The following is an 11061-nucleotide window of genomic DNA, read 5'->3' as shown; positions in this document are numbered from 1 at the left end:
CCGATGGTACTGCACTCGGGAGGGTGTGGGAGAGTAGGTCACCGCCGGACAATCTTTGGGAATGGGGTCTCACCTTCGGGTGAGGCCCCATTTTCGCGTACCCGGACATCTTCGGTGTGCGCCGGCAGTGAGACACCCGATCACGGGCGTTCCCGACGTACGGGAGGCGAACGGCCCCGGCCTTCCACGGCTGTGTCCGGCGGCTTCCCGGCATCTACCGCCTTTCACCAAGTCCCGCGCCTTCAGGGGCGGACGGGGCCGACTGGCGGCGCCGGCATGCCAGCCGTCGTCGCACACGCACGATCGCGATGGAGCATTCCGGAAGTGTCCGTATGGACCATCCGATATCCACGTGGTGGAGGGCGCGTTGACGCTCGCGGGCTTGCTAGGCTGGTGAGAAGCGGGCCACCCCCACGGGTGGCCTTCGTCGCGTAAGGCCCGAGGCCGGGCAGCGACCAGCCACGGCGGCCGTCATGTGCGATACGGGTCCGCTGAGTGAGCCAACGAAATGGACCAGAAGTGAACAGAGACAACGGGCCGGACGGCGGACAGCGCGGACGAGGCGACGACGGGGAGAGACGTTCATACGGCGACAGAGGGAGCGGGTACGGCTCCCGCGGGCGTGACCAGGACAGGCCCAGAGGTGACCGTCCGTTCCGCTCCGGCGAGCGCTCCGGCGGCCGCGGTGAGCGCGGGCCGCGCCGTGAGGGTTCAGACCGGCCGCCGTACCAGGACCGTGGCTACGGCGACCGCTCCGGATACCGGAGCCAGGACGACCGCGGTCCTCGCCGTGAGGGCGGGTTCCGCGACGATCGGGGTCCTCGTCGTGATGACGATCGTCGTTCGTTCCGTGACCGTGACGATCGCGGTCCGCGTCGTGAGGGTGGGTTCCAGGATCGTCGTCCGGGTGGGTTCCGGGACGATCGTGGTCCTCGTCGTGATGACGATCGTCGTTCGTTCCGTGACCGTGACGATCGCGGTCCGCGTCGTGAGGGCGGTTTCGGTGGCGACCGTGGCCCGCGTCGCGAGGGTGGGTTCCGCGACGACCGTGGGCCGCGTCGTGAGGGCGGCTTCCGTGATGATCGTGGTCCTCGTCGTGATGACGATCGTCGTTCGTTCCGTGACCGTGACGATCGCGGTCCGCGTCGTGAGGGTGGGTCCCAGGATCGTCGTCCGGGTGGGTTCCGGGACGATCGTGGTCCTCGTCGTGATGACGATCGTCGTTCGTTCCGTGACCGTGACGATCGCGGTCCGCGTCGTGAGGGCGGTTTCGGTGGCGACCGTGGACCGCGTCGCGAGGGTGGGTTCCGCGACGACCGTGGGCCGCGTCGTGAGGGCGGCTTCCGTGATGATCGTGGTCCTCGTCGTGATGACGATCGTCGTCCGTTCCGTGACCGCGACGATCGCGGTCCGCGTCGTGAGGGCGGTTTCGGTGGCGACCGTGGACCCCGTCGCGAGGGCGGCTTCCGCGACGACCGCGGGCCGCGTCGCGAGGGTGGGTTCCGCGACGACCGTGGGCCGCGTCGTGAGGGCGGCTTCCGTGATGATCGTGGTCCTCGTCGTGATGACGATCGTCGTCCGTTCCGTGACCGCGACGATCGCGGTCCGCGTCGTGAGGGCGGTTTCGGTGGCGACCGTGGACCCCGTCGCGAGGGCGGCTTCCGCGACGACCGCGGGCCGCGTCGCGAGGGCGGGTTCCGCGACGACCGTGGGCCGCGTCGTGAGGGCGGCTTCCGTGATGATCGTGGTCCTCGTCGTGATGACGATCGTCGTCCGTTCCGTGACCGCGACGATCGCGGTCCGCGTCGTGAGGGCGGTTTCGGTGGCGACCGTGGACCCCGTCGCGAGGGCGGCTTCCGCGACGACCGCGGGCCGCGTCGCGAGGGCGGGTTCCGCGACGACCGTGGGCCGCGTCGTGAGGGCGGCTTCCGTGATGATCGTGGTCCTCGTCGTGATGACGATCGTCGTTCGTTCCGTGATCGTGATGACCGTGGTCCGCGTCGTGAGGGTGGGTTCCAGGATCGTCGTCCGGGTGGGTTCCGGGACGATCGTGGTCCTCGTCGTGATGACGATCGCCGTCCGTTCCGTGACCGCGACGATCGCGGTCCGCGTCGTGAGGGCGGTTTCGGGGGCGACCGTGGACCCCGTCGCGAGGGCGGCTTCCGCGACGACCGCGGGCCCCGTCGTGAGGGCGGGTTCCGCGACGACCGTGGACCCCGTCGCGAGGGCGGATACCGGGGCGATCGGGGGCCGCAAGGCGCGGGCGGTTACCAGGGCGACCGTGCCCGGCCCTTCTCGCGCGACCGTGACGAGCAGTCGGCCAGTGGGTCACGTGCCCGGTACGGCAGGCCGGACCGGGATGACGCGCCGCAGCGGGAGAGGCTGCCGGACGTCGCCCCCGACATCACCGCCGACGAGCTGGACAAGGAGGTGCGTGACGAACTGCGCTCCCTTCCCGGCGACCTGGCCGAGCTGGTGGGCAGGCACCTTGTCGCCGCCGAGCGCGCGCTCGAGGACGACGATCCTGACCGGGCGCATGAGCACACCAACGTGGCCCGGAGGTTCGCGGCCCGCATCGGTGTCGTTCGCGAGGCGGCCGGCATCGTCGCCTACCGCGCCGGACACTACTCCGAGGCGCTCAGCGACCTGCGCGCGGCGAGGCGGATGACCGGTTCGGACGCCTACCTGCCCGTCATGGCCGACTGCGAGCGTGGTCTCGGCCGGCCCGAACGCGCCCTCGACCTGGTACGTTCACCTGAGGCCGAGCGCCTCGACAGGGCTGAGCGTATCGAGCTCGCCATCGTGGAGTCCGGCGCGCGCCGTGACCTCAATCAGCACGACGCCGCAGTCATCACGCTGCAGCGCCTTCCCGAACTTCGTGATCCGGAGCCCAAGCCCTGGTCGGCGCGACTTGCGTTCGCCTACGCCGACGCGTTGGCCGACGCGGGCCACCAGGAGGCGGCCACCGACTGGTTCGCCAAGGCGATGGCGTTCGACGAGGACGGTGAGACCGACGCGGCCGAGCGCTACGCCGAGCTGACCGGCGCCGTCATCGAGGACCTCGAAGAGGACTTCGACGACGAGACGGACGACGCCGTCGACCAGGCGGAGGAGCAGGAGGAGCGGATCGAGGACGAGGCCGCGCTGGCCGAGGCCGATGACCTCCTCACCGACGACGCCGACATCGAGGACGCCGACGACGCTGAGCCGAGAGGCCGGGCGGCCAGCGGCGACCTCGGGGGCGACGACCTCGCGGACGGAACCGAGGCCGACCTCGCGGACGACGTCACCGAGGACGACCTCGGTGACGACGGACTCGGACCCGACGCAGCGGACGAGACGGAAACTCGCGACCTCGAGGACGCGGACATCCAGGACGCCGCCGCCGACGCTGAGGACGCCGAGGACGTCGACGAGGCGGAGGACGACGCCGACGACGAGGCGGGGGACGACGGCCTCGCTGAAGCTCGTGGCGCAGGTGACGACGTCATGAGCCAGGACAACCCGAAGCGGCCGGCTTCGGGAGCTCCAGGTGCGTCCGTCGCAGAGGGGAAGCCCGTCGAGGGCACTTCGGCGACCGGCAAGGCCGTGTCCAGCACGCAGCCGGAGGCCGCGCCGGACATCAACCTGGCGTTCATCGAGCCGGACTTCGGCGACATCCTCGACGAGCCCGAAGACGCCCCGACCGCCGACAGGCCCAAGCGCGACGACTGACGACGGGCGTCGCCGTACCGATTCGATGAGCCGCCGTCATCCCGCCACGAGGGATGACGGCGGCTCATCCATGTCCGGGGACGCTTCAGGTGACGAGCGTGGCGGGATACGGTCGCCCTCGGACCGGCGGCGTACCAGAGGCTCCGCCGCGAACGAGGGGAAGCCGGCCGTTACGGGGAGACGCGGTCGAGCCAGTGGAGGATGCCGGCGACGTTCGACGGCGCGCCGCTCAGCAGCTCGAACTGTTCGGCCGTCTCGTCGCCGGCCTTCAGCGCGGTGTAGCGCTCCTTCGTGCGGTCCCGCACCATGGCCACCGCGTGGTCGAGATCCATGCCCTCGGCGTGTGCCTGCCGCGTCAGGTCAACCCAGACGCGGAGCTCCTCGGCCGACCGTTCGAGCGTTTCCTGGACCGCGTCCACCGGGCCGTAGTGACTGAACAGCAACCGCTGCGGCCCCAGCGCCTCGAACAGCGCGATGGAGTTGAGCGCCGTCTGCAGGTCGAAGTCCGGGGGCGGCGTCGCGGGCCGCAGGTCGCCGGTCTCGGGCAGGTAGACGCCGGCGGCGTCGCCCACGTACAGGTCACCGGTGCCCGAGTCGACCAGCCCGACGTGGTGCTTGGCGTGTCCGGGCGAGTAGTGGCTGCTGAGGGTCCTGCCGTTGCCCAGATCGATGGACCCCGTGTCGCCCAGCGCGACGATGCGTTCGGCTTCGGTCGGCGACAGCTCCCCGAAGAGGGTGTCCAGTTTGTCACCCCACACCATGCGGGCGCTGGCCATCAGCCGGGACGGGTCCGCCAGGTGCCTGGCACCCTTCTCGTGAACGACGATCTGCGCGGACGGGAAGAACCTGGCGATGTCGCCGACCCCGCCGGCGTGGTCGAGGTGGATGTGCGTGACGACCACCGTCGCCAGGTCATCCGGGCCCACGCCCAGCGAGGCCAGGGCATCGCGTACCACCGGCGCCGACGTGGACGTGCCCGTCTCCACGAGGCAGGGACGGTCCCCCAGGATCAGGTAGCCGGCGGTGATGCCCGCATAGCCGGCCATTTTGGTGTCAATCTCATAGACGTCGCCGCCCAGGGCGGTGATGTTGTCCACAGGCGCTCCAAGAGCCGTGTCCGCTATCCCCAGAACGGCATTCGAGCCGATCCGGCCTCCCCCTCATCGTAGAGAGTGATCTCGACCTGAGCATCGATGGGAGGCGGCAGTGGACCGCAACGAGGTCGTTCTGGTGGGAAGGCTGTCCGGCACAGCCGAGGACAAGACGTTGCCGAGCGGCGACACCCTGACGAAATGGCGCCTGGTCGTGCGCCGGCGCCGCCGGCACAGACGGGGCGGCACCTTGACCGACAGCATCCCCTGCGTCACGTTCGACGAGAAGACGGCCGAGCTGGTCCGTAGCCTGCAGCCGCCTGCGCTGCTGGAGGTCACGGGAGCGTTCCGGTGCCGCATTTACGGGCCGTCGGCCGCGAAGGTCTGGCGCTACGAGGTGGAGGTCCTCTCGGCCAGACCCGTCGAGGCGGACCCCACGCAGGACGCGGACAGAGGAGAGCCTCCGGCGCCTTCTCCTCCCCGCCCCGTGGCGGCGCTCGCCGCGGTGGGCTGAGAAGGCGCCACCGGGTTCGGGGATGACGGCCTCCGTCTGCCGGCTGGTGCGGCCCGGGAGCTCGCGGACCGGGCGTGCCCCATGGTGACGCGGTGTGTCACTCCGCGGCGAACGTGCGCAGGAGGAGACCCGTTCTCGGCTTGGGGCCGAAGGAGGTCGACTTGCGCGGGACCCGTTCCCCGGCCGCGGCTACGGCGAGCACGTCTTCGACGGCGAGCGGCTTGAGTATCACCGCTGTGCCATCGGAGCGGACGGCGAGATCCGTGGCGGCCTGAGCGTCGTGGTGCACGATGCGGACGGCCTGCTCGTCGTCCTGCATGCCCCACACCTTGGGCATGACGAAGCACGTGAGGATGGAGGTGTTGAGTGAGTTCCAGCGCTCGGAACGATCGGCGGGCATGGCGTGCGCCAGCTGCACGGGATCAGGGTCGGTGAGCAGGTGGCTGCCACCAGCACCGGCCAGCAGGAAGGCGGGCTCCGGGGCGGCGTCGAGAGCGGCGAGGCCATCAGCGAGCGTGGGATGGTCGTGCACCTGCCATGCCCCCTTCGCTCTCGCCGCCGCCTCACGCAGCGGCAGTCCGGGGATGACGCGGTGAATGGCCTTGAGGTCGGGCGGGTATGCGGTGGAGTCCACGAGCAACGCCAGCCCGAAGTCCCACGGTCCCACCGGCGGGCCGGCCGGTGAGGCGGGCGTGGTGCGAGAGGCGTGTTCCTGGCGCTGCAGGACGCGGTACGTCGCGTACCTGTGGTGGCCGTCGGCGATGAGGGCTTGGCGGGGACGCAGGTCGGCGTTGATGGCGTCGATCTCGGTCTGGTCGGCGATCGCCCACAGGCGGTGGGTCAGTCCGTCGTCCGTGCGCGCGTCGACCAAGGGGGGACGGGTGGTGGCCACCTCTTCCACCAGACGGGTCGCCGCGCCGTGGTCGCCGTCGTAGAGGAGGAAGATGGGTTCGAGATTGGCCTGGGTGGTGCTCATCAGCGCCAGACGGTCGGCGACGGGGCCGGGGAAGACGTCCTCGTGGGGCAGGATGACGCCCTGCGCGGGGTCGGCGAGGCCGATGTCTCCGATGAGACCGCGCTGCAGGACGCCGGGGCCGCTCTGCTCGTAGGCGTACAGGGCCGGGCGCTCGTCCCGCACCAGGACGCCTGACGACAGCCAGGCGCGCAGAGTGTCCCGGGCGGGGCCGTACTTCTCCGCGCGGTGGGGTTCATCGTGCGGTTCCGAGGTTCGCCCAGCATCGGCAGGGTGGATGGCCGGGGGGCTCGCGGGTGGCACGGGAGCGGGTGGCGGGCCGGCCGGCGGCGTGGGCGGCGGGCCTGCCTGCTCCTGATCCACCTGGCGCGGCGTGCAGGGAAGGATGAGCCGTACGACGTTGTTGGGATGAGCGTCAAGGAGCGCACGGACATCGCCGTTGGAGATCAGGTCGTAGGGCGGAGACGTCACCTTGGCTGGATCGTCGACGGTGAAGCGGACGCCGCGGAAGGGTCGTAGCACCAGTCCATCCGGCACCGGCAGTTCAGGAGTGCCCATACCGGGCATGCTCCCATAAAGGCCCGAGTCTTCCCGAAGTCGCCCCAACGCCCCAGCCGCGTCCGGTGACGTGGCGAACAGAGCGGATCCGTCGTCTGTCGATGAAGGAGACCTCACGCATGGTCCAAGGAACGAATCCTCACGATGATTCCCATGGAGCCCCCGAGGGCCACGTCTATGACTGGTACCAGCGCGGGGTGAAGCTGCTGCAGGAGGGCAGTCCGGCGGCCGCGGCCGCGCTGCTCGAACGTGCCGCGCTGGCCGAGCCCGACTCCCGCAGCATCCGCGAGGCGCTGGCCCGGGCCCAGTTCAACTCACGGCAGTACGCGGAGGCCGCGGACAGCTTCCGGCAGATCGTCGATGCCAATCCCGCTGAGGACTACGCCCATTTCGGGCTGGGGCTGGCGTTGTGGCGGACGGGGGACGTGGAGGGTGCGCAGGAGCCGCTTGCGATCGCCGTGGCGATGCGTCCCGATGAGCGCAACTATGTGTCCGCGTTGAAGAGCGTACGGGCAACGTTGCGAGCCCGGAGGGAGATGTCGAGGTAAGGCTGGGACACCAGGGGCGGCGGCCGGCGCAGCCGTAGGGCGTGGGCGTGAGGCGGTGGGCGGTTGGGGTGGCGGCCTCGGGTATGGGCGGAGGGCCGGCTGCCCGTGGGGGTGCCGGGCGGCGTTAGAGTCGCACAGGCGTGAGAGTGCGACGAGAAGGGGCCACGTGCTGATCGACGGCTACGACACCCTGCTGCTCGACCTCGACGGGGTCGTCTACCTCGGCAGGCACGCGGTGCCGGGGGCGCCCGAGGCGTTGGAGGCGGCGCGGGGCAGAGGCGTGCGGCTGGCGTACGTGACCAACAACGCCTCACGGACTCCGGCGGCCATCGCCGCGCACCTGCGGGAGTTGGGGGTGGCCGCGAGCGCGGCCGACGTCGTGACGTCGGCCCAGGCTGCCGCCCGGGTGGTGGCGGAACGCGTTCCGCCGGGCTCGAACGTGCTGGTCGTCGGCGGGTCCGGGCTGCGGCTCGCCGTACGGGATCGAGGGCTCAGGCCGGTCACCACGGCGCTGGAGGCCCCCGCGGCCGTGGTGCAGGGGATAGCGCCCGGGCTGTCGTACGAACTGCTGGCCGAGGGTGCGCTGGCGGTGCGGCAGGGGGCCCTGTTCGTGGCGTCCAACGGGGACAGCACCATGCCGACCGGCCGGGGCGAACTGCCGGGTAACGGGTCGATGGTGCGGGTGATCGCCACCGCGACGGGAGTGGAGCCGGTGTACGCGGGCAAGCCGGACCCGCCGCTGCACCGGGAGTCGATGATCCGCACCGGCGCCCGTCGGCCGCTGGTCGTGGGGGACCGGCTGGACACCGACATCGAGGGGGCGACGAACGCGGGCGTGGACAGCGTCGTGGTGCTCACCGGGGTGGCCACGCCGCTCGACCTGCTCACAGCCGGTCCCCGGCACCGGCCGACCTATCTCGCCGAGGGGCTGTCCGCCCTCCTCGAACCGTACCCGGAGGTGCGTGAGGGGGCGTGCGGCGGCTGGCGGGCCCGATGGGCGGACGACGTGCTGCGCCTTGAGGGTGGCGGCAGCCGGATAGACGGACTGCGGGCCGCGTGCGAGGCGGCCTGGAGCCGGGCCGGGCGGGGGCGCGTCGAAGAGGACGCGGTCAAGCAGGTGCTCGACCGCGTCGGCTAGCCGGGTCCCCTCCGCCGCCGTCGCGGGGCCCGCGTTGGCCGTCAGCGGTGGCGCCGCTGTCGCAGGCCCGCGTTGGCCGTCAGCCGTGGCGCCGCCGTCGTGGGGTTCCCGTAGGCCGTCAGCGGCGGACTCGCTGCGGATGGCCTGGTAAGCGCCGGCGGGTGTTCGTCGTCCCGGAGCCGCCAGCGGCCTCGGACTGGCGACCAGCCGGGCGCTCGCCCGCAAGGGCGCACGGGATCCTCGCCGTACGTGACGAGCTGTAGAGCCGCCTGGCGGTCGAGCGGATCACCGCTGGGCAGCCGGACGCCGACCTTGAGGTGCGCTGGCTCTACCTGGCCGATCTCGACTCCGTTTCTCGTCCCGCATGGTGCCCGGGTCCCCGGAAAGGGGACTGCGCGAATCTCGCCGCCCGGCACTGCGGGGCAGGACCGGCCCAGGGGCGGTCGCCGAGTCGGGCCGGGCCGGGCGGTCCGGACGGTCGGACGGTCGGACGGTCGCGCGTGGGGCGTCAGGCGATGCGTTCGGCGGTCTGGCGGGCGAACTGCCAGGAGCCCAGGACCAGCAGCAGCGACGCCGCCAGCACCAGCACTCCCAGCGACGCCGGCACGCCGCCGCTCCAACCGTGCAGCACCAGCAGCCGCATCGCCTCTATCGCGTGGGTGAGCGGGTTGACGCGGGCCACGGCCTCCATCCACCCCGGCATGGCCGACAGCGGCACGAACGCGTTGCTCATGAACAGCAGCGGCAGCGACGCGAACCCGGTGATCGCGAAGAACGTCCCGTGCGACGGGACCGCGCACGCGAGCGCCATGGCGGCCGCCGTGAGCGCCAGCGTCAGCAACCCGGTGGCCACGAGGATCACCAGCACGCCGGCGGCCCCGGAGGCGGGGCGCACCCCGAGCGCGAGCGCCACCAGCAGGATGACGAGCACCTGGGCGGCGTTCATCACCGTCTGGAAGACGAACCGCGACACGATCAGCGAGCTGCGCCGGATGGGCATGCTGAGCAGCTTGTCCAGGTAGCCCGTCTCCTTGTCGAACAGCAGCGGCATCGCCGCCGTCACCCCGTTGCCCACCACGGTGAACGCGATGACGCCCGGCACCGCGAACGCGATGTAGTCGCCGGTCCCGACCACCCGGGAGTCGACCGCGCCGCCCATGGCACCGGCGAAGAACACCAGCCACACGGCCGGTTGCAGGACGCTGAACAGCAGGTTCAGCCGCTCGCGGAGCGTCACGAGCAGCCAGCGGCGCGACAGTGCGAGCACCTCCTGAGGCCACATCAGACCGTCTCCTCCCGCAGCGCGCGCCCGGTGTGCCGCAGGAACACCTCGTCCAGCGAGGTGACCCCCAGCTCGTCCTTCAGGGCGGCCGGGGTGCCGCCCGCCACCCTGCGGCCGTGGTCGATGATCGTGAGCCGGTCGCAGAGCCGGTCGGCCTCGTCCATGTAGTTGGTGGCCAGCAGCACCGTCGTGCCCTCCCCGGACAGGTCGCGGACGTGGTCCCACACGCGGTGGCGTGACTGCACGTCCAGCCCGAGGGTCGGCTCGTCGAGGATGAGCAGCTCCGGCCGGTGCAGCAGCCCGCAGGCCAGGTCGAGCCGCTTCTGCATGCCGCCGGAGTACTCCTGAACCAGGCGGTCGGCGTGCGCTGCCAGCCCGACGAGGTCGAGCGCCTCGGCCACGCGTGCCTTCACCTGCCGGCGCGGCACGTGGTAGAGCGACGCCTCGATCTCCGCCTTCTCCCTGCCGGTCAGCAGGTAGTACCCCATGGGGGACACGTTCTGCATGACGTACCCGATGCGCCGCCGTACCTCTCCGGCGGCCCGCACCACGTCGAACCCGCACACCCGCGCCGTGCCCGAACCGGGCGGCAGCAGGGTGGCGAGCATCCGGATCGTCGTCGTCTTGCCGGCGCCGTTCGGCCCCAGCAGGCCGAACACCTCGCCGGCGGCGACCTCCAGGTCCAGCCCGTCGACGGCGGGGTGGCCGCCGAAGGCCCGGCGCAGCGCGGCGGCCTCGATGATGTGACCCATGTTGTTCGCCCATCGCCAAATAGTTAACGCAAGCATTAAATATCTGGGGCGGTGGGCGGGTCAACCACCGTCAGAGCAGGCGGCGGAGGCGCAGCAGGTCGCCGAAGCTGGCTTCGACCTTCACCCGCCCTCCCAGCAGCGCGCGGGCCAGGTCGAGCTCCCCGTCGACCAGCGCGATGAGGTCGTCGCTCACGATCGTCAGCCGGACGTCCGGAGCCCGGCCGCCGGCGGGCGGGTCCTCGGCGAACGGGTCGAGCCCGTCATGGTGCAGCCGGCCGTAGTACGTCACGCCGAGGTCGGAGACGCGGCAGCTGAGCGTCCGCTCCACCACGTGCCTGGCCCGGTCCTTCTCGTCGATCTCGTGGAACTGGGCGACGAGCTTGGCCAGTGCCGCCCGGCACTCCTCGACGCTTGCCATGGTGCGCATCCTTTCTGGGCCGTGTCCGGGACGTAGCGTTCCACATCCGTGGCACCCCGTATGCCCCCTCAAC

At 71.3% G+C, this 11061-nt stretch carries 11 protein-coding genes; 4 read left to right on the top strand and 7 right to left on the bottom strand.

Annotated elements, in window-relative coordinates; genetic code table 11:
• Positions 1-711 precede the first annotated feature (711 nt).
• Entirely contained in the window at positions 712-2256 is a 1545-nt protein-coding gene (locus CXR44_RS39465) for a hypothetical protein (protein ID WP_180903482.1), read from the bottom strand.
• A 72-nt stretch (positions 2257-2328) separates the two neighbouring features.
• Complete coding sequence (locus CXR44_RS40155) at positions 2329-2538, bottom strand: hypothetical protein (protein ID WP_219601831.1); 210 nt, start codon at positions 2536-2538, stop codon at positions 2329-2331.
• A gap of 156 nt (positions 2539-2694) precedes the next feature.
• Here CXR44_RS40155 and CXR44_RS39460 point away from each other — a divergent pair, with 156 nt between their 5' ends.
• Entirely contained in the window at positions 2695-3714 is a 1020-nt protein-coding gene (locus CXR44_RS39460) for a hypothetical protein (protein WP_219601830.1), read from the top strand.
• 170 nt (positions 3715-3884) lie between these two features.
• Here the strand turns inward: CXR44_RS39460 and CXR44_RS16765 are convergent, their stop codons facing one another.
• A complete protein-coding gene (locus tag CXR44_RS16765; RefSeq protein WP_180903471.1) occupies positions 3885-4811 on the bottom strand; it encodes an MBL fold metallo-hydrolase in 927 nt (308 codons plus the stop codon).
• Positions 4812-4920: 109 nt separating this feature from the next.
• Here CXR44_RS16765 and CXR44_RS16760 point away from each other — a divergent pair, with 109 nt between their 5' ends.
• Complete coding sequence (locus CXR44_RS16760; RefSeq protein WP_101786948.1) at positions 4921-5319, top strand: single-stranded DNA-binding protein; 399 nt, start codon at positions 4921-4923, stop codon at positions 5317-5319.
• A 97-nt stretch (positions 5320-5416) separates the two neighbouring features.
• Here the strand turns inward: CXR44_RS16760 and CXR44_RS16755 are convergent, their stop codons facing one another.
• Entirely contained in the window at positions 5417-6850 is a 1434-nt protein-coding gene (locus CXR44_RS16755) for a DUF1015 family protein (RefSeq protein WP_425437422.1), read from the bottom strand.
• A gap of 119 nt (positions 6851-6969) precedes the next feature.
• On the opposite strand from CXR44_RS16755, the gene CXR44_RS16750 reads away from it, so the two are divergent.
• Both CXR44_RS16750 and CXR44_RS16745 read left to right on the top strand, forming a co-directional pair.
• Positions 6970-7398: a tetratricopeptide repeat protein gene (locus tag CXR44_RS16750; protein ID WP_101786946.1), complete on the top strand. Its 429-nt coding sequence runs from the start codon at positions 6970-6972 to the stop codon at positions 7396-7398.
• A 166-nt stretch (positions 7399-7564) separates the two neighbouring features.
• Entirely contained in the window at positions 7565-8536 is a 972-nt protein-coding gene (locus CXR44_RS16745; RefSeq protein ID WP_101786945.1) for an HAD-IIA family hydrolase, read from the top strand.
• Between the two features lie 508 nt (positions 8537-9044).
• Here CXR44_RS16745 and CXR44_RS16740 read toward each other — a convergent pair.
• From CXR44_RS16740 to CXR44_RS16730, 3 genes are all read right to left on the bottom strand, one after another.
• Positions 9045-9818, bottom strand: a complete 774-nt coding sequence (locus CXR44_RS16740) for an ABC transporter permease (protein WP_101786944.1) — start codon at positions 9816-9818, stop codon at positions 9045-9047.
• On the bottom strand, positions 9818-10570 hold the full coding sequence (locus CXR44_RS16735) for an ABC transporter ATP-binding protein (RefSeq protein ID WP_101786943.1): 753 nt from the start codon (positions 10568-10570) through the stop codon (positions 9818-9820). The genes CXR44_RS16740 and CXR44_RS16735 overlap by 1 nt, the downstream gene beginning before the upstream one ends.
• 70 nt (positions 10571-10640) lie before the next feature.
• Positions 10641-10988, bottom strand: coding sequence for an SCP2 sterol-binding domain-containing protein (locus CXR44_RS16730; protein ID WP_101786942.1), 348 nt, complete (start codon positions 10986-10988; stop codon positions 10641-10643).
• Positions 10989-11061: the final 73 nt, after the last annotated feature.

It is taken from the genome of Nonomuraea indica (genome assembly GCF_002850745.1).
GTDB classification, from domain to species: domain Bacteria; phylum Actinomycetota; class Actinomycetes; order Streptosporangiales; family Streptosporangiaceae; genus Nonomuraea; species Nonomuraea indica.
Note: the sequence above shows the minus strand (reverse complement) of the source record. Positions and strands in the feature narration are given on the sequence as shown.

Bases quoted from the DNA above. Each gene is read 5' to 3' on its own strand.
- CXR44_RS16750 (WP_101786946.1), top strand. From the start codon at position 6,970: ATGGTCCAAGGAACGAATCCTCACGATGATTCCCATGGAGCCCCCGAG.
- CXR44_RS40155 (WP_219601831.1), bottom strand. From the start codon at position 2,538: ATGCGCCCGGTCAGGATCGTCGTCCTCGAGCGCGCGCTCGGCGGCGAC.
- CXR44_RS16730 (WP_101786942.1), bottom strand. From the start codon at position 10,988: ATGGCAAGCGTCGAGGAGTGCCGGGCGGCACTGGCCAAGCTCGTCGCC.
- CXR44_RS16740 (WP_101786944.1), bottom strand. From the start codon at position 9,818: ATGTGGCCTCAGGAGGTGCTCGCACTGTCGCGCCGCTGGCTGCTCGTG.
- CXR44_RS16735 (WP_101786943.1), bottom strand. From the start codon at position 10,570: ATGGGTCACATCATCGAGGCCGCCGCGCTGCGCCGGGCCTTCGGCGGC.
- CXR44_RS16755 (WP_425437422.1), bottom strand. From the start codon at position 6,850: ATGGGCACTCCTGAACTGCCGGTGCCGGATGGACTGGTGCTACGACCC.
- CXR44_RS39460 (WP_219601830.1), top strand. From the start codon at position 2,695: ATGGCCGACTGCGAGCGTGGTCTCGGCCGGCCCGAACGCGCCCTCGAC.